Annotated in this window: 12 protein-coding genes; 10 read left to right on the top strand and 2 right to left on the bottom strand. The window is 73.1% G+C overall.

Going from position 1 to position 18,886, the window contains the following annotated elements; all coding sequences use genetic code 11:
• Positions 1-5 precede the first annotated feature (5 nt).
• Positions 6-950 (bottom strand): phosphatase PAP2 family protein, encoded by a 945-nt coding sequence (locus MOV08_RS13220; protein ID WP_275307588.1) that lies wholly within the window; start codon positions 948-950, stop codon positions 6-8.
• Between the two features lie 500 nt (positions 951-1,450).
• A complete protein-coding gene (gabT, locus tag MOV08_RS13215) occupies positions 1,451-2,800 on the bottom strand; it encodes a 4-aminobutyrate--2-oxoglutarate transaminase (protein WP_275307587.1) in 1,350 nt (449 codons plus the stop codon).
• 255 nt (positions 2,801-3,055) lie between these two features.
• Here gabT and MOV08_RS13210 point away from each other — a divergent pair, with 255 nt between their 5' ends.
• The 10 genes from MOV08_RS13210 to MOV08_RS13165 all read left to right on the top strand — a co-directional run bounded on the left by MOV08_RS13210 (position 3,056) and on the right by MOV08_RS13165 (position 18,883).
• A complete protein-coding gene (locus MOV08_RS13210; RefSeq protein ID WP_275307586.1) occupies positions 3,056-5,248 on the top strand; it encodes a type IV secretory system conjugative DNA transfer family protein in 2,193 nt (730 codons plus the stop codon).
• A gap of 310 nt (positions 5,249-5,558) precedes the next feature.
• Positions 5,559-7,247, top strand: a complete 1,689-nt coding sequence (locus tag MOV08_RS13205) for a PucR family transcriptional regulator (RefSeq protein WP_275307585.1) — start codon at positions 5,559-5,561, stop codon at positions 7,245-7,247.
• 242 nt (positions 7,248-7,489) lie between these two features.
• Entirely contained in the window at positions 7,490-8,947 is a 1,458-nt protein-coding gene (locus tag MOV08_RS13200; RefSeq protein WP_039632315.1) for an aldehyde dehydrogenase family protein, read from the top strand.
• A gap of 553 nt (positions 8,948-9,500) precedes the next feature.
• A complete protein-coding gene (locus MOV08_RS13195; protein ID WP_039632313.1) occupies positions 9,501-11,420 on the top strand; it encodes an acyl-CoA dehydrogenase family protein in 1,920 nt (639 codons plus the stop codon).
• 99 nt (positions 11,421-11,519) lie between these two features.
• Positions 11,520-12,845 (top strand): 1-deoxy-D-xylulose-5-phosphate reductoisomerase, encoded by a 1,326-nt coding sequence (gene dxr, locus MOV08_RS13190; RefSeq protein WP_275307584.1) that lies wholly within the window; start codon positions 11,520-11,522, stop codon positions 12,843-12,845.
• Positions 12,842-14,143: a M50 family metallopeptidase gene (locus tag MOV08_RS13185; protein ID WP_275307583.1), complete on the top strand. Its 1,302-nt coding sequence runs from the start codon at positions 12,842-12,844 to the stop codon at positions 14,141-14,143. The genes dxr and MOV08_RS13185 overlap by 4 nt, the downstream gene beginning before the upstream one ends.
• 177 nt (positions 14,144-14,320) lie before the next feature.
• Positions 14,321-15,478, top strand: a complete 1,158-nt coding sequence (gene ispG, locus MOV08_RS13180; protein ID WP_039632309.1) for a flavodoxin-dependent (E)-4-hydroxy-3-methylbut-2-enyl-diphosphate synthase — start codon at positions 14,321-14,323, stop codon at positions 15,476-15,478.
• Positions 15,479-15,646: 168 nt separating this feature from the next.
• Positions 15,647-16,492, top strand: coding sequence for a GNAT family N-acetyltransferase (locus MOV08_RS13175; protein ID WP_275307582.1), 846 nt, complete (start codon positions 15,647-15,649; stop codon positions 16,490-16,492).
• A gap of 24 nt (positions 16,493-16,516) precedes the next feature.
• Positions 16,517-17,053, top strand: coding sequence for a GNAT family N-acetyltransferase (locus tag MOV08_RS13170; protein ID WP_039632305.1), 537 nt, complete (start codon positions 16,517-16,519; stop codon positions 17,051-17,053).
• Positions 17,054-17,179: 126 nt separating this feature from the next.
• Positions 17,180-18,883 carry a proline--tRNA ligase gene (locus tag MOV08_RS13165; protein ID WP_275307581.1) on the top strand — a complete coding sequence of 568 codons (1,704 nt, stop codon included), beginning with the start codon at positions 17,180-17,182 and terminating at the stop codon, positions 18,881-18,883.
• Positions 18,884-18,886 lie beyond the last annotated feature (3 nt).

Raw genomic sequence — 18,886 nt, 5'->3', positions numbered from 1 at the left:
ATGCGTCAGGTGATCGTCCGGAGTGGGGTTGCGTCGCGTGCGGCGGGGCGCGGGGCGGGTGGTCGAGAGCCGTGCCCCTCGCCGGTCCCGGCGGTGTCAGCCGGCGCCGCCCCCGGACCCGTATTCCGGCCGCCGGTCCGGCCGCCGGCCTGGCCGCCGGTCGGTCCGCCCCACCGGTCGCACACCACGCACCACAGCGGCAGCAGCACTCCCGCCAGGCACCAGCCACCGAGCACGTCCAGCGGCCAGTGGTAGCCCTGCCGCACCAGTCCCAGCCCGACCCCCGCGTTGAGCAGCCCGGTCGCCACCGCGACCAGCCGCGCGGCGAGGGCCGCGGCATCGCGCCGACCGCTCCGCCGCCGCGCGGCCCGGTCGCCCCGCCGTCCCGCGTACGCCCGGATCAGCAGCAGGGCCACCAGCCCGTACGCCACCGCCGCCGTCGCACCGTGTCCGGACGGATAGAACCCCTCGTGCGCCCCGGCCATCCGGGGCGGTCCCGGCCGGTCCAGCCACACCTTGAACGGGACGACGAGCGCCGGCACCGCGGCCAGGGCCCCCAACGCGGCGACCGGCGGCAGCCACGCCCGCACCGGACCGCCCGGCCCGTTGCCCGCCCCGCGGCGCAGCCGCCACAGCACCCACCCCGCCGCCACCAACAGCACCGGCAGCGCCACCGTCGTATTGCCGAGATCGGCGAGGAACTGCGCGAGCGGCCCGGGAACGGCGCTCGCCGCCACCTCGCGGCCCAACCGCTCGTCGAGCCCGCGCACCGCCCCGTGGGCCGCCACCTGCCAGGTGACCAGCGCGAAGAGCAGCGCACTGCACAGCGCGACGAGCCCGCACCGCCGCGCCGACCACGCACCACGAGCGGGATCAGGGGAATCATCGGGACCGTCGGGATCACGGGAACGGCGTGCCCGACCGACGAGCCGCCCCCTCACAGAAGACACCCCACATCGTAAAAAGGCAGCCGCTCCGGAACAGGGGGGGTGGTTCCGGAGCGGCTGTGGGGACCGGTGTGCCGCGCGCCCCGGGGGGTCTGGGGCGGGCGGACATCCGATCGGTGAGGTTTCCCGGAGCCCCTCGTGCCACGGGTCCCGGTGGTGTGCGCGAGGGCACGGCCAGGTCGAAGCCGGGAAAGCGCCGACCGGGCATCACCCGCAGTCCCCTGCGGGCGGGGTGTTTCTCTCATCTGCAGAAACCGTACGGCACCGGAAGCGCGCCCCGTAAGCCGCATCACGTGCCCGCCATTGCCCCCGCACATCTTCTTCACGCCCTCCGTGCGCCCCCTGCAGCCCCGTCGCACGCCCGTCCGAGGGGGCGGCAGGTGAACGGGGCACGCGCGAACGGGACATGTGAACGGGGCGCGGCCCGGGACACGGCCTCCGCCGTGCCCCGGGCCGCGCCCGGAAGGTTCCCGCTCGGCTCACCGCCGCGCGGGGTCGCCCGCTCAGAGGGTGCCGAACGCCGCCTCGAGGATGTCCAGGCCCTCGTTCAGCAGGTCGTCGCCGATCACCAGCGGCGGCAGGAAGCGCAGCACGTTGCCGAACGTGCCGGTCGTCAGGACCAGCAGACCCTCCTGGTGGCACGCCTTGGCGAGCGCCCCGGTGACCTCCGGGTTCGGGTCCTTGGAACCGGACTTGACCAGCTCGATCGCGATCATCGCGCCGCGGCCGCGGACCTCGCCGATGATGTCGTACTTCTCCTGCATCGCGGTGAGGCGGCCCTTCATGACCTCCTCGATGTGCTTGGCCTTGGCGTTCAGGTCCAGCTCGCGCATGGTCTCGATCGAGCCGAGCGCGGCGGCGCAGGCCACCGGGTTGCCGCCGTAGGTGCCGCCCAGGCCGCCCGCGTGCGCGGCGTCCATGATCTCGGCGCGACCGGTGACGGCCGCCAGCGGCAGGCCGCCCGCGATGCCCTTGGCGGTCGTGATGAGGTCCGGCACGACGCCCTCGTCCTCACACGCGAACCACTGGCCCGTACGGCAGAAGCCGGACTGGATCTCGTCCGCGACGAAGACGATCCCGTTCTCCTTCGCGAAGTTCGCGATGGCCGGGAGGAAGCCCTTGGCCGGCTCGATGAAGCCGCCCTCGCCGAGCACCGGCTCGATGATGATCGCCGCGACGTTCTCCGCGCCGATCTGCTTGGTGATCTGCGTGATCACCTGGTCGGCGGCCTCCTGCGCGCAGTTCTCCGGGCCGGTCAGCCAGCGGTAGGGGTAGGCCAGCGGCACGCGGTAGACCTCGGGCGCGAACGGGCCGAAGCCGTGCTTGTACGGCATGTTCTTCGCGGTCAGCGCCATCGTCAGGTTCGTGCGGCCGTGGTAGCCGTGGTCGAACACGACGACCGCCTGGCGCTTGGTGTACGCACGGGCGATCTTGACGGCGTTCTCGACGGCCTCCGCGCCGGAGTTGAACAGCGCCGACTTCTTGGCGTGGTCGCCCGGCGTCAGCTCGGCCAGCTGCTCACAGACCTCGACGTAGGGCTCGTACGGCGTGACCATGGCACAGGTGTGGGTGAAGTCCGCGAGCTGCGCGGTGGCCCGGCGGACCACGGCCTCCGCGCTGTTGCCGACCGAGGTCACCGCGATACCGGAGCCGAAGTCGATCAGGGAGTTGCCGTCCACGTCCTCCAGGACACCGCCGCCCGCGCGCTTGACGAAGACGGGCAGCACGGCGCCGACACCGGCGGCCACCGTCTTCTGCTTGCGGGCCCACAGCTCCTGGGACTTGGGGCCGGGGATCGCGGTGACGACGCGACGCTCCTGGGGGAGGGCGGGCCCTCCGGACAGTTCGGTCATGGCAGTCTCCTGGGGGTGGAACACGGACGTACAGAGGTCTTGTTCTCGCAGGTTAGGGGCGGTGGGTCGGGTCTGGCATGTTCCGTTCGGGAGAAGTGCGCGTGTTGCGTTGTCCGCACCGGACATAGCGACGGGGCGCGGCCAGTAAATTGAGCGGCGGCACGCCCGGCGACGGCGCGCCCGCGCGGGCATGACAACGACAGGCCGGCGAACCGACGCGGCAGGCCACGTCTCAAGGGGGACAAGGGGCACCGGATGGACACCGAGGGCACGCAGGACGCACAGCACACCGCCGCAGCTCCGCCGTCCGGCGGAGCACACCGAATCGAACCCGCAGTGCCGCGTCCCGCGGTTCCGCGCACGCCGCCGTCACCCGCCGTTCCGCCGGGGGCACCGGCCATGCCCACTGCCCCGCCCGCCGTTGCCGGCCCCCCGGGAGGGCAGTCGGCGCTGCTCAGCTGGCTGCGCACGCCGCGGCCGTCCGCGCCGCCCGGGATCTGGACGTACGGACATCGGCCCCGAAGGGCGGAGGAACCCGACCGGGTGCCTGCCCGGCAACTGATCAGTGGGGCGATCATCTCGTTTTTGTGCGGGTGGCTGCTGTGGTCCTTGCTGTGGAACGGATATCTCGGCCCCTACTGGTACTGGCCTCTCCAACTCCTCCGGCCGGACTCCTGGGCCGCGGCGCGCACGTCCGGAGACCGCACGGCGTTCCTGGTGGCCAGCAACGCCTACTACGGGCTGTGGATCCTCGGGATCGCGTTCGTCTTCGGTCGTCTCGGTCGTTGGCCCGAGCTGATCCGCCGGTTCATCACGCCTCTGGTCCGCCGCCTCCGCGACCGTGCCCCCGCGGCCGCGCCCGAACCGGCCAGTGATCCGGCGCAGTGGCCCGAACTCCGGGCGCACGGCGCGCCGGACGCCGCCGACCGGCTCACCGCCGAGGCCCGCGGCGGCGCGATGAACGACGTGGACGTGGCGCGCATCGGCCGGGCGTGGCGTTCGGTGCGGGCCGGCCGGAACTCCCTGGCCTCCTTCACCGACACCGTTCTGCGGCACGGCGCCGCGGCCTGCGCCCATCCCTCGGGGCAGCGCGACCTGGCCCGTCGTACCGCCCGGCACGACCTGCTCGCGCACCAGGTCCGGATCGGCACCGCGGCCGACCACCCGCGCAATCCGTACCAACACCGGGGCTGCGGCTGCGCGCTGGAGCCCCGGGTGCTGGGCACCTCGCTGCTGGCCGTCGGGCCCGCCGGGAGCGGCAAGACCACCCGGCTGGTGCGTCCGGTCGTGGAGGCGATGTGCCTGCAGGCGCTGGCCGGGCAGTGCGCGGTCGTCGCGGTCGGCCCGGCCGGGTCCGCGCTCGGTCCCGACGACGCGTTCGACGTGGTGGTCCGGATCGGTCGCCCCGATCCGGACTGCGACCTGGACCTCTACGGCGGCACCACCGATCCCGACGAGGCGTCCGGCATCCTGGCCGAGGCGCTGGTCGGCGACCTCGCCGAGCAGCTGCCCGGCGGCGACAGCCGGCGCGCGGCGACCGCCCTGGCCCAGCTGCTCGGCCCGTTCCGCGCCGCCCACGGCCGCTTCCCGACCGTGCCCGAGCTGCGCGAACTGCTGGACGGTGCGCCGTCGGCGGTGACCGCCCTGCGCACCGCGCTGGAGGCGTCCGGCGATCAGACCCTGCTGCGCGAACTGGACGCCCGCGCCCGCCAGTCGGAGCGCCCCGGCGATGTCGCCCTCCTCCTCGCGGACCGGATCGCGCTCCTGGACCGCCCCGCCTTCGCCGCCTTCTTCGACCCCACAGGGTCCACCCGGCAGGTCTCGCTACGCGCCCTGGACCACCCGCTCCGGGTCCGCATCGAGCTGCCCGAGCGCGGCCACGCCGAGGCGTCCCGGATCCTCGCCCGGCTGGTCCTGGCCCAGTTCGCCGAGTGCGCGGTGGCCCGTGCCGACCGCTCCCTGTTCGCCTGCCTGGTCCTCGACGAGGCAGCGCACACCATCACCGCGGAGGCGCTGCGCGGCCTCCAGCGCCTCCGCTCGGCCAACGCCGGGGCCGTGCTGACCCTGCGGTCGCTGGACGACGTGCCCGAGGCGCTGCGCAGTGCGCTGCTCGGCTCGGTCGGCTGTCGGATGGCGTTCGCGGGCGTCACGCCCTGGGACGGGGCGCCGTTCGCCGAGGTGTGGGGCAAGGAATGGGTGGAGACACGTGATGTGACGGACCGTCAGATCATTGCGCACGGCGCCGGGATGAAGGCGTTCCACATCGTCCGTCAGCTGGTCACCGGCAAGGCGGCGACCTCCAAGGCCATCACCGTCCGCACCGTCGAGCGCGAGCGATGGTCCGCGTCCGACCTTGCGAACGCGCTGCCGGCCGGGCACGCGGTGCTGTCGGTGACCACGGTCGACGGGGAGCACGCCCCGCCCGTCCTCGTCGACCTCCGCTCCTGACCACCCCCGTCCCCTTCCCCGGGGCGAGGCGCGGCCCTCGGCCCGGAGGGGAAGGGGAGGAAAGGGAGGAAGGGGAGGGCGGAGGGGCCGCAGGGTGCTCCGTCATCCGTCGTGATCCGTCCGTCGTCGGGGAGTGTTCGCGAAACCGTCCGTTGAGGCAGAATCGGCAGCAGCCGTTCATACGGGGCGGCGTACACGCCAGCCGTTCATACGGGCGGCGCGGACGATCGGCGGGAGTCGGCAGGAGGCCGGCAGGGGTACTCGGCAGCCGGTCGCGGTCGTGCCGTCCGCCGGAGCCATCGAAGGTCCCATGCCGCACACCCTCGCCTCCCTGGTCAACCACACCGCGCTCAAGCTGACCGTGCTCGCGGGCCAGGACCAGCTGAACGTCCCGGTGCGCTGGGCGCACGCCAGCGAGCTGATCGACCCGGTGCCGTACATGGAGGGCGGGGAACTGCTGCTGATCACCGCGCTCAAGCTGGACGCGGAGGATCCGGAGACCGCGGACCGGTATGTGCGGCGGGTCGCCGAGGCCGGCGTGGTCGGGCTGGGCTTCGCGGTCGGGGTGAACTACGAGGGGGTGCCCGAGGCGCTGGTCGAGGCGGCGCGCCGGCACCACCTGCCGCTGCTCGCGGTGCCGCGCCGGACGCCCTTCATCGCGATCAGCAAGGCGGTGTCGGCGTCCGTGGCGGCCGACCAGTACCGCGCGGTGACCGCCGGTTTCGAGGCGCAGCGGGAGCTGACCCGGGCGGCCCTCAGCGCCGAGGGGCCGGCCGAGCTGCTGGCCCGGCTCGCGGCGCACCTGAACGGCTGGGCGGCGCTCTACGACGCGTCCGGAGCGGTGGTGGCGGCCGCCCCCGAGTGGGCGGCGCGGCGGGCGGCCCGGCTCGCCGAGGACGTGGCGCGGCTGCGCGAGCGCCCGGCACCGGCCAGCTCCGTCGTCAGCGACACCGACGGCGACGACCGGGTGGAGCTCCAGTCGCTGGGCACCGGGCGCCGGGCCCGCGGGGTGCTCGCCGTGGGGACCGGCGCGTCGCTGGGTACCGCCGAGCGGTACGCGGTGAACTCGGCGGTCGCGCTGCTGACGTTGACCACCGAGCGGTCCCGGGCGCTCCAGGACGCCGAACAGCGGCTGGGCGACGCGGTGCTGAAGATGCTGCTCGCGGGCGAACCCGACCACGCCAGGGCGGTGGCCGGGCGGCTCTACGGCGGGCTGCTGGACGCCCCGTTCCGGATGGTGGTGGCCGAGCCGGTGCCCGCCGACGACCAGCCGGCCTCCCCCAAGCTCCCGGCCTCGTTCGAGCCGGGGGGACCCCCCGCGCCGTCGGGCGCCGGCGCCGCGCCCGTCCTGGACGCGCTCGCCGACGCCATGGAGTCCGCCGCCGCCCGCACCGGCGAGGCGGTGCTCGCCGTACCGGACGGCGGCCGGCTGATCGTGCTGGTCACGGACGGCGGCGCGGCCGCGGACGCCTGCGCCGCGTTCGCCGCCGAGGCCGAGGCCCGCCTCGGCGCACAGCCGCGCCCGCGCGGCCGGAACTCCCGGCCCGGCACCGGCCGGGAGGGCGACGGCGTGGCCATCGGCCTCTCCGCCCCCACCGGTCCGATGGCCGCCGCCCATGCCTACCGCCAGGCCGAGCAGGCGCTCTCCGTCGCCCGCCGGCGCGGCCGCACCCTGGTGGAACACGAGGACGTGGCGGCCGGCTCGGTGCTGCCGCTGCTCGCCGACGACGCGGTACGGGCCTTCGCCGACGGCCTGCTGCGCGCGCTGCGCGAGCACGACGCGACCGGGCGCGGCGACCTGGTGGCGTCCCTGCGGGCCTGGCTCGCCCGGCACGGCCAGTGGGACGCGGCCGCCGCCGACCTGGGCGTCCACCGTCACACCCTGCGGTACCGGATGCGGCGGGTGGAGGAGATCCTGGGCCGCTCGCTGGACGACCCGGACGTCCGGATGGAGCTGTGGCTGGCGCTGAAGGCGACGTCGGAGCGGGCGGGGGAGTAGGACGCGCCGGTGACGGGCCGGCGCGGCGGCCCGGTCGCACCGCCAGGGGCCGTCCGGCCTGCGAAGTCGTGTCGCTGCGGGGTCCTGGACTCCACCACGGAGAGACGCCCCCGCGGATTACGCCGCTTCGGACAAGCGTCAGGAGGGCGTCGCACCCCTACGGTGGGCTGCAGAGTCCACGCCAAGCCGCTCCCAGAGCTGCGCGCGCACCACCCACCATCACTGAAGGGCCGGGATCCACTGTGCCGAACACTGCTGCAGCCCCCACCGCCTTCTGGCTCGCCGGCCGTGAGGCCACCGGCGAGACCACCTTCGATGTCACCTCCCCCTGGGACGGCCGCCTCGTCGGCACGGTGAGCGTGCCCACCGAGGCCCAGGTCGAGGAGGCCGTCGCCGCCTCCGTCGCGGTCCAGGACGAGCTGGCCGCGACCCCCGCCCACGTGCGGGCCGCTGCCCTGGACCACGTGGTGCGCGGGCTGGTGGAGCGCACCGAGGAGATCGCCCAGCTGATCTCCGCGGAGAACGGCAAGCCCATCAAGTGGGCGCGCGGCGAGGTCGGCCGGGCCGTCTCCGTGTTCCGCTTCGCGGCCGAGGAGGCCCGCCGCTTCAACGGCGGCGAGGCGCAGCGCCTGGACACCGACGCGGGCGGCGCCGGCCGGCTCGCGCTGACCCGCCGCTTCCCGCGCGGCACCGTCCTGGGCATCGCGCCGTTCAACTTCCCGCTGAACCTCTGCGCCCACAAGATCGCCCCGGCCATCGCCGCCGGCGTCCCGATCATCCTCAAGCCGGCCCCGGCCACCCCGCTCTCCGGCCTGATCATCGGTGAGCTGCTGGCCGGCACCGACCTGCCCGCCGGCTCCTGGTCGATCCTCCCGGTCCCCAACGACCGCATGGAGGCGCTGGTCCAGGACGAGCGGCTGCCGGTCATCTCCTTCACCGGCTCCGACACGGTCGGCTACGCCATCCTCGACTCGGTGCCGCGCAAGCACTGCACCCTGGAGCTGGGCGGCAACGGCGCGGCCGTCGTCCTGCCCGACTGGTCCTCCGAGCAGGACCTGGACTGGGCGGCGCAGCGCATCGCCACCTTCTCCAACTACCAGGGCGGCCAGTCCTGCATCTCGGTGCAGCGGGTCATCGCCGACGCCTCGGTCTACGACCGACTGGTGGCCAAGGTCGTGGAGCGGGTCGAGGCCCAGGTCACCGGCGACCCGACCGACCCGGCCACCGAGGTCGGCCCGCTGGTCAGCGAGGCCGCAGCCCAGCGCGTGGAGTCCTGGGTGGACGACGCCGTCGAGCGCGGCGCCAGGCTCCTCACCGGCGGCAAGCGCGACGGCGCCTCGTACGCGCCGACCGTGCTGGAGAACGTGCCGGCCGGCGCCACCCTCGCCACCGAGGAGGTCTTCGGCCCGGTGCTCACCCTCCAGAAGGTCGACGGGGTGGACGCGGCGTTCGCAGCCGTCAACGACTCCAAGTTCGGCCTCCAGGCCGGCGTGTTCACCCACGACGCCAGGACCGCCTTCCGCGCCCACCGCGCGCTGGAGGTCGGTGGCGTGGTCATCGGCGACGTGCCGTCCTACCGCGCCGACCAGATGCCCTACGGCGGCGTCAAGCAGTCCGGCGTCGGCCGCGAGGGCGTCCGCTACGCCATGGACGACTACACCTACGAGCGGGTCCTGATCCTCACCGGACTGGACCTGTAAGGCGCCGGGAAATCCCGGAACCGGGCGGGCCGGTCGCCCCGGCCCGCCCGCACCCCCTGTGATCCGGCCTGGTCCGGTGGACAGCGACGGCCATCCCTTGGGCCGTACCGCCCGCCAGGTCCCGGCCGGCGCACCCCCCGGCGCCGGCCCCCCTCGCGCGGCGCGCTCCGGCACCCTGTTTCCGGAGCGCGCCGCGTTCCCCGTTGCCGGCACTGCCCCCCGCCAGCCCGGACTTCAGACGCTACGGCCCCGTTCCGCCCCGGATCCTCCTGACCGAGGCGGATGCGGGGCCGTACCGGCGGGGGGAGGAGCCGCCCCGCGCGTACAACCAGCGCGGTATGCCGCACCCCCGCCGGAAGGCCGCCCGGCGCCGCGCGTCGCGCCCTTGGCGGGGACCCTCCCCCATGTCTTAAGGACATGGGGGGTACCCCCATCCCGGCCTCCGCTCCGCTGGTGCAACCCGCGCGGATCGGGTACTTGTCACAAGTAGCACTGCCCGGCGGCCGACCGGTCCGCCGGCAGAACTCCCGATCCGCGGCGAGGTGAGCTCCTGATGACCGCTCCGTCCATCCGCAACGTTTCCGAGCGCGAAGCCCGCCAGGTCGCCGAGGCGGCCCGTGAGCAGGACTGGCACAAGCCCAGCTTCGCCAAGGAGCTGTTCCTGGGGCGCTTCCGGCTCGACCTCATCCATCCGCACCCCACCCCCGCGGTGGACGACGTCCGGCGCGGCGAGAAGTTCCTGGCCACGCTGCGGGAGTTCTGCGAGACGGAGATCGACGGCGCCCGCATCGAACGGGAGGGCCGCATCCCGGACGAGACCGTCCGCGGCCTGAAGGAACTGGGCGCCCTCGGCATGAAGATCGACCCCAAGTACGGCGGTCTCGGGCTCACCCAGGTCTACTACAACCGCGCCCTCGCCCTGGTCGGCTCGGCCAGCCCGGCGATCGGTGCGCTGCTCTCCGCGCATCAGTCGATCGGCGTACCGCAGCCGCTGAAGCTCTTCGGCACCCAGGAGCAGAAGGAGACGTTCCTGCCGCGGCTGGCCCGTACGGACATCTCGGCGTTCCTGCTCACCGAGCCCGACGTGGGCTCCGACCCGGCCCGGCTGGCGACTGCCGCGGTCCCCGACGGGGAGGACTACGTCCTCGACGGCGTGAAGCTGTGGACCACCAACGGCGTGGTCGCCGACCTGCTGGTGGTGATGGCCCGGGTGCCCGCCTCCGAGGGGCACAAGGGCGGCATCACCGCCTTCGTCGTCGAGGCGGACTCGCCCGGTATCACCGTCGAGAACCGCAACGCCTTCATGGGCCTGCGCGGCCTGGAGAACGGCGTCACCCGCTTCCACCGGGTGCGGGTCCCGGCCGCCAACCGCATCGGCCCCGAGGGCGCCGGCCTGAAGATCGCCCTGACCACGCTCAACACCGGGCGGCTCTCGCTGCCCGCGATGTGCGCCGGCACCGGCAAGTGGTGCCTGAAGATCGCCCGCGAGTGGTCCGGCGCCCGCGAGCAGTGGGGCCGCCCGATCGCCAAACACGAGGCGGTCGGCGCCAAGATCTCCTTCATCGCGGCGACCACCTTCGCCCTGGAAGCCGTCGTGGACCTCGCCTCCCAGATGGCCGACGAGAACCGCAACGACATCCGCATCGAGGCCGCCCTCGCCAAGCTCTACGGCTCCGAGATGGGCTGGCGGATCGCCGACGAACTGGTCCAGATCCGCGGCGGCCGGGGCTTCGAGACCGCCGACTCGCTCGCCGCCCGCGGCGAACGCGCCGTCCCGGCCGAGCAGACGCTGCGGGACATGCGGATCAACCGGATCTTCGAGGGCTCCACGGAGATCATGCACCTGCTGATCGCCCGCGAGGCGGTGGACGCCCACCTGTCCGTCGCCGGCGACCTCATCGACCCCGACAAGTCGCTGGCCGACAAGGGCCGGGCGGCCGCCAAGGCCGGCGGTTTCTACGCCCGCTGGCTGCCCAAGCTCGTCGCCGGCCCCGGCCAACTCCCGCGCACCTACCAGGAGTTCGGTGAACTGGCGGGCCATCTGCGGTACGTCGAGCGGACCTCCCGCAAGCTCGCCCGGTCCACCTTCTACGCGATGTCCCGCTGGCAGGGGAAGATGGAGACCAAGCAGGGCTTCCTCGGCCGGATCGTCGACATCGGCGCGGAGCTGTTCGCGATGAGCGCGGCCTGCGTCCGGGCCGAGCACCTGCGGCTCACCGGCGCCCACGGCCAGGAGGCGTACCAGCTGGCGGACGCCTTCTGCCGGCAGGCCCGGATCCGCGTCGAGGAACTGTTCCACCGGCTGTGGACCAACACCGACGAACTGGACCGCAAGGTCGTCTCCGGCGTCCTCGGCGGTCGCTACACCTGGCTGGAGGAGGGCGTCGTCGACCCCAGCGGCGACGGTGCCTGGATCGCCGAGGCCGCCCCCGGCCGGAGCACCAAGGACAACGCCCGCCGGCCCTTCCGGTAAACCCGCACCGCTTCGTACGGGCGGCCCGCGCGTCGCCCGTACGGGGTGCGGGCGCCCTCGGTGGCCGGGGCACCGTGCCGACCGGCCACAATGGACCACATGACGGACAGCCTCGCCCACCCGCACCTGCGCTTCGAGCCGGCCGCCGGCCACCCGGCCGGCCCCCGGGAGATCGTGATCCTCGGCTCGACCGGCTCGATCGGCACCCAGGCCATCGACATCGTGCTGCGCAACCCCGACCGGTTCCGGGTCACCGCGCTCGCCGCGTCCGGTGGCCGGGTCGAGCTGCTGGCCGAGCAGGCGCACCGGCTGCGGGTCGCCGCCGTCGCGGTGGCGCGCGAGGAGGCCGTGCCCGCGCTCCGCGAGGCGCTGGCCGCGCGCTACGGCGCGGGCGAGGTGCTGCCGGAGATCCTCGCCGGTCCCGACGCGGCCACCGAGCTCGCCGCCGCCGGCCCCTCGGAGTGCCACACCGTCCTCAACGGCATCACCGGCTCCATCGGCCTCGCCCCCACCCTCGCCGCCCTGAAGGCCGGCCGGGTGCTGGCCCTCGCCAACAAGGAGTCGCTGATCGTCGGCGGCCCGCTGGTCAAGGCCGTCGCCAAGCCGGGCCAGATCATCCCCGTCGACTCCGAGCACTCCGCGCTCTTCCAGGCGCTGACCGGCGGCACCCGCGCCGAGGTCCGCAAGCTGGTGGTCACCGCCTCCGGCGGCCCGTTCCGCGGCCGCACCCGGCGCGAACTGGCCGGCGTCACGCCCGAGCAGGCGCTGGCCCACCCCACCTGGTCGATGGGTCCGGTCGTCACCATCAACTCCGCCACCCTGGTCAACAAGGGCCTGGAGGTCATCGAGGCGCACCTGCTCTTCGACGTCCCCTTCGACCGCATCGAGGTCGTCGTCCACCCGCAGTCCTACGTCCACTCGATGGTGGAATTCACCGACGGCTCCACCCTCGCCCAGGCCAGCCCGCCCGACATGCGGATGCCGATCGCGCTGGGCGTCGGCTGGCCCGACCGGGTCCCCGACGCGGCCCCCGGCATCGACTGGACGAAGGCCCGGACCTGGGAGTTCTTCCCGCTCGACGAGGAAGCCTTCCCGTCCGTGCCGCTGGCCTGCCGGGTCGGTGAACTGGGCGGTACCGCCCCGGCCGTCTTCAACGCCGCCAACGAGGAGTGCGTCGAGGCGTTCCTCACCGGCGGGCTGCCGTTCACAGGGATTGTGGATACGGTCGCCGCAGTGGTCGACGAGGGACTGGCATCCGGAGCGGTGATGAAGCAGCAGCACGACGGAGCCCGGCCCTCCGGCACGTCCGGCGGTGGAACCTCCCTCACCGTCGCGGACGTCCTGCAGGCCGAGACCTGGGCGCGCGCCCGCGCCCGCGAACTGGCCGCCGCGGCGGCACGCACCCCATCGGAGGCTCGCGCATGACGACCTGGATGACCATTCTCGGCATAGTCGTCTTCGTCGTCGGCCTGCTGTTCTCCATCGCCTGGCACGAGCTCGGCCACCTCACCACGGCCAAGATGTTCGGCATCCGCGTGCCGCAGTACATGGTGGGCTTCGGGCCGACGCTCTTCTCCCGGAAGAAGGGCGACACCGAGTACGGCGTCAAGGCGGTCCCACTGGGCGGCTACATCCGGATGATCGGCATGTTCCCGCCCGGTGACGACGGGAAGCTGCAGGCCCGCTCCACCTCCCCGTTCCGCGGCATGATCGAGGACGCCCGCTCGGCGGCCTTCGAGGAGCTCCAGCCCGGCGACGAGCACCGGCTGTTCTACACGCGCAAGCCGTGGAAGCGCGTCATCGTGATGTTCGCCGGGCCGTTCATGAACCTGGTCCTGGCCGTGGTGATCTTCATGAGCGTGCTGATGGGCTTCGGCATCAACACCCAGACCACCCAGGTCGGCTCGGTCTCCGACTGCGTCATCTCGGCCTCCGCCAAGACCGACAAGTGCCCGGCCGGCGCCAAGGACTCCCCGGCCAAGGCGGCCGGCCTGCGCGCCGGCGACAAGATCGTCACCTTCAACGGCCGCGCCGTCCCCGACTGGGGCACCCTCCAGGAGCAGATCCGCAGGACCACCGGACCGGCGACCCTCGGCGTCGAGCGGCACGGTGCCAAGGTGACCCTGCAGGCCGACCTCATCGAGAACAAGGTCGCCAGGACCGACGGCCACGGCGGCTACGTCCCCGGCGAGTACGTCACCGCCGGCTTCCTCGGCTTCACCCCGGCCAGCGGCATCGTCCAGCAGACCTTCGGCCAGTCCGTGGACCGGATGGGCAACATGGTCACGCAGGGCGTGCAGTCGCTGGTGCAGGTCCCCGGCAAGATCCCCGACCTGTGGAACGCGGTCTTCAACGGCGCCGAGCGCAAGCAGGACTCCCCGATGGGCGTGGTCGGCGCGGCCCGGGTCGGCGGCGAGGTCTTCTCCCTGCACATCCCGCCGGAGCAGCGGGTGGCGACCATGCTCTTCCTGGTCGCCGGCTTCAACCTCTCGCTGTTCCTGTTCAACATGCTGCCGCTGCTGCCGCTGGACGGCGGCCACATCGCCGGCGCCCTGTGGGAGTCGCTGCGGCGGGCCTTCGCCAAGGTCGTCCGGCGCCCCGACCCCGGCCCCTTCGACGTCGCCAAGCTGATGCCGATCGCCTACGTCGTCGCCGGGATCTTCATCTGCTTCACCCTGCTGGTGCTGGTCGCCGACGTGGTGAACCCGGTGAAGCTGACATAGCCCCGTCGTCCGTGAATCGTCCGGCCGGGCACGCTGCCACCGTATGGGCGTGCCCGGCCGCCCCCTTTCGAGGGGCGTCAGGGTTCGATGTGCTTCCGGCAACCCGGGTGCCGTAGGCTCGATGACCGGAGCCCGCCGAATCCGGGCCTTGATCCATACCTTGGGGTTGCTCGCCAGATGACTGCCATCGCACTGGGAATGCCGGACGTACCGACCAAGCTTGCCGACCGCCGGGTCAGCCGCAAGATCCAGGTCGGTACGGTCGCCGTGGGCGGAGACGCACCGGTCTCGGTGCAGTCGATGACGACCACCCGGACCTCCGACATCGGCGCCACGCTCCAGCAGATCGCCGAGCTGACGGCCTCCGGCTGCCAGATCGTCCGGGTCGCCTGCCCCACCCAGGACGACGCCGACGCGCTCTCGGTGATCGCGAAGAAGTCGCAGATCCCGGTGATCGCGGACATCCACTTCCAGCCCAAGTACGTCTTCGCCGCGATCGACGCCGGCTGCGCCGCGGTCCGGGTCAACCCCGGCAACATCAAGCAGTTCGACGACAAGGTCAAGGAGATCGCCAAGGCGGCCTCCGACGCCGGCACCCCGATCCGGATCGGCGTCAACGCCGGCTCCCTCGACCAGCGCCTGCTCAAGAAGTACGGCAAGGCCACCCCCGAGGCCCTGGTCGAGTCCGCCCTGTGGGAGGCGTCCCTCTTCGAGGAGCACGGCTTCCGCGACATCAAGATCTCGGTCAAGCACAACGACCCGGTCGTGATGGTCAACGCCTACCGCCAGCTCGCCGCCCAGTGCGACTACCCCCTCCACCTCGGCGTCACCGAGGCCGGCCCGGCCTTCCAGGGCACCATCAAGTCGGCGGTCGCCTTCGGCGCCCTGCTCAGCGAGGGCATCGGCGACACCATCCGGGTCTCGCTCTCCGCGCCGCCCGTCGAAGAGGTCAAGGTCGGCATCCAGATCCTGGAGTCCCTCAACCTCCGCCCCCGCCGCCTGGAGATCGTCTCCTGCCCGTCCTGCGGTCGCGCCCAGGTCGACGTCTACAAGCTCGCCGACGAGGTCACCGCGGGCCTGGAGGGCATGGAGGTCCCGCTCCGGGTCGCCGTCATGGGCTGCGTCGTCAACGGCCCCGGCGAGGCCCGCGAGGCCGACCTCGGCGTCGCCTCCGGCAACGGCAAGGGCCAGATCTTCGTCAAGGGCGAGGTCATCAAGACCGTCCCCGAGTCCAAGATCGTCGAGACCCTGATCGAAGAGGCTATGAAGATCGCCGCGCAGATGGAGGCCGACGGCGTCGCCTCCGGCGAGCCGGTCGTCACCGCCGCCGGCTGACCGCCGCCGCACCCGCCGCACACGAGCCCCGCCGCCCACCCCGGGCCGCGGGGCTCGCGCCCGTCCGCCCCAAGGGAGCCCGGGTGCCCCCGCGTCGGTGGAGGTACAGTGCCAGGACCTGCTCCCGCCTGGCCTCCCAGGCCCCACAACGGTGAGGCTTTCCGACACGTGCTGACGACCACCGCCCTCAAGGTCCTCGAACCGGGAGAGCTCGAAGCGGCCCTCGCGGTCCTGGACCGCGAGCCGGTGGCCAACGCCTTCGTCGCCGCCCGCGTCCAGGTCGCCGGCCTCGACCCCTGGCGGCTCGGCGGCGAGATGTGGGGCTGGTACGTCGGCGGCCGGCTGGAGTCCCTCTGCTACTCCGGCGCCAACCTCGTCCCCGTCTGCGCCACCCCCGAAGCCATCCGCGGCTTCGCGGACCGCGCCCGCCGCCAGGGCCGCCGCTGCTCCTCCATCGTCGGCCCCGCCGGCCCCACCGCCGAACTCTGGTCACTGCTGGAACCCCACTGGGGCCCGGCCCGCGAGATCCGCGCCCACCAGCCGCTGATGGTCACCCGCGCCCCGTCCACCGAGGTCGCGCCCGACCCCTACGTCCGGCGGATCCGCAAGGACGAACTCGACGTGATCATGCCCGCGTGCGTGGCGATGTTCACCGAGGAGGTCGGCATCTCCCCGCTCGCCGGCGACGGCGGACTGCTCTACCAGGCCCGGGTCGCCGAACTCGTCGGCGCCGGCCGCTCGTTCGCCCGCATCGAGGACGGCAGGGTGATCTTCAAGGCCGAGATCGGCGCCGCCACGCCGCTCGCCTGCCAGATCCAGGGCGTCTGGGTCGATCCCGCGTACCGCGGCCGGCGCCTGTCCGAACCCGGGATGGCCGCCGTGCTCCGCTACGCCCTCCACGACGTCGCCCCGGTCGTCAGCCTCTACGTCAACGACTACAACACCGCAGCCCGCGCCGCCTACCGCCGAGTGGGCTTCGAGGAAGTCGGCGCGTTCATGAGCGTACTTTTCTGAGGCCCGGCCTTGTACGCTCCGAGCATGGATGACGTCGCGGTCGGCCCCCTCGATCTCGCCGCTCGCGTGGACGACGCGTTGGCCGTGCAGGCCCTCGCATTCGGGCTCAGCGACGACGAGATCGCCGTCCGCCGCCACATCGTGCTGCGCCACCTCGGCTGCCGCGGCGCCCGCGCCCTCGGCGCCACCACCCCCGCCGGCCGGCTCATCGGCTTCGTCTACGGCATGCCCAACGACCGCGCCTACTGGTGGTCCACCGTCGTCGAGCCCTACCTGTGCAGCCAGGGCCTGGACCACTGGCTCGACGACTCCTTCGTCATCACCGAGCTGCACGTCCACCCCGCCTACCAGAACCACGGCATCGGCCGCACCCTGATCACCGCCATCACCGACGACGCCGCCGAACCCCGCAGCATCCTCTCCGCCATCGACACCGAGAGCCCCGCCCGCGGCCTCTACCGCTCACTCGGCTACCAGGACATCGCCCGCCGGGTCCTCTTCCCCAGCGCCCCCACCCCCTACGCCGTGATGGGCGCCCCCCTTCCCCTGCAACGCCGCTGATCGGACCACGGCGGGAGAGCCGGCAACGCGGCAGGCAGGCCCAGCGCAGCGGATACGTATTTCCTTGGGCCACACCCCTCCGGCTAACCTCCAGGGAGTCACCTTTCTTACGCAGGAGAAACTCCCATGGCCCACGCCGCACAGGTCCAGCGCATGTCCCGCTTGATGTTCAAGACATTGCGCGACGACCCGGCCGACGCCGAGGTGCTCAGCCACAAGCTCCTGGTGCGCGCGGGCTTCGTGCGCCGCACCGCCGCCGGTGTCTGGTCCTGGCTGCCGCTCGGCAAGAAGGTCCTCGCCAACATCGAGCGGATCGTGCGCGAGGAGATGGACGCCATCGGCGGCCAGGAGGTCCTGCTGCCCGCCCTGCTGCCGAAGGAGCCCTACGAGGCGACCGGCCGCTGGGAGGAGTACGGCGCCGAGCTGTTCCGCCTCAAGGACCGCAGGGGCGGCGACTACCTCCTCGGCCCGACCCACGAGGAGATCTTCACCCAGCTGGTGAAGGACCAGTGCACGTCCTACAAGGACCTGCCGGTGATCCTCTACCAGATCCAGACCAAGTACCGCGACGAGGCCCGCCCGCGCGCCGGCATCCTGCGCGGCCGCGAGTTCCAGATGAAGGACTCGTACTCCTTCGACACGGCTGACGAGGGCCTGGCCGAGTCCTACGCGCTGCACCGCGCCGCGTACCAGAGGATCTTCGAGCGGCTCGGCCTGGACTACCGCATCTGCGCCGCCATCGCCGGCGCCATGGGCGGCTCCAAGTCCGAGGAGTTCCTGGCCCCGGCCGCGGCCGGCGAGGACGTCTTCGCCGACTGCCCGAGCTGCGACTTCGCGGCCAACACCGAGGCGATCACCTACGAGCTCAAGCCGGTGGACGCCGCCGGCGCACCCGCGCTCGAAGAGATCCCCACCCCGGACACCCCCACCATCGAGACGCTCGCCGCGCACCTCGACGTGTCGGCCTCCGCCACCCTGAAGAACCTCCTCGTGAAGGTCAACGGAGAGATCGTCGCCGTGGGCGTGCCCGGCGACCGCGAGGTCGACATGGGCAAGGTCGAGGCGCACTTCGCCCCGGCCGTCGTGGAACTGGTCACCGCCGAGGACTTCGTGGGCCGCGACGACCTCGTGCGCGGCTACGTCGGCCCGCAGGGCCTGGAGAAGGTGACGTACCTGGCCGACCCGCGCGTCGCGCCCGGCACCGCCTGGATCACCGGCGCCAACAAGGAGGGCCTGCACGCCAAGAACGTCGTCGCCGGGCGCGACTTCGAGGTCGACGCGTACGTCGACGTCGTCGTGGTGCAGGAGGGCGACCCCTGCCCGAACTGCGGCACCGGCCTCAAGCTGGACCGCGCCATCGAGATCGGCCACATCTTCCAGCTGGGCCGCAAGTACGCCGACGCCTTCCAACTCGACGTGCTCGGCCAGAACGGCAAGCCGGTCCGGGTGACCATGGGCTCGTACGGCATCGGCGTCTCGCGCGCCGTCGCCGCGCTGGCCGAGCAGCACGCCGACGACAAGGGCCTGTGCTGGCCCCGCGAGGTGGCCCCCGCCGACGTGCACGTCGTCGCCGCGGGCAAGGCCAAGCAGACCGAACTCGCCCTGGACGTCGCCGACCAGCTCGGCGCCGCCGGCCTGCGCGTCCTGGTCGACGACCGGCCCGGCGTCTCGCCCGGCGTCAAGTTCACCGACGCGGAGCTGATCGGCGTGCCGACCATCGTGGTCGCCGGCCGCCGCGCCGGCGAGGGCGTCGTGGAGGTCAAGGACCGCCGCACCGGCGAGCGCGAGGAGCTGACGGTCGCCGAGGCCGTCGCCCGCCTCAGCGCCTGACCG

Origin of the sequence: Streptomyces yunnanensis, assembly GCF_029011865.1 — a bacterium.
Classification (GTDB): domain Bacteria; phylum Actinomycetota; class Actinomycetes; order Streptomycetales; family Streptomycetaceae; genus Streptomyces; species Streptomyces yunnanensis.
Note: the sequence above shows the minus strand (reverse complement) of the source record. Positions and strands in the feature narration are given on the sequence as shown.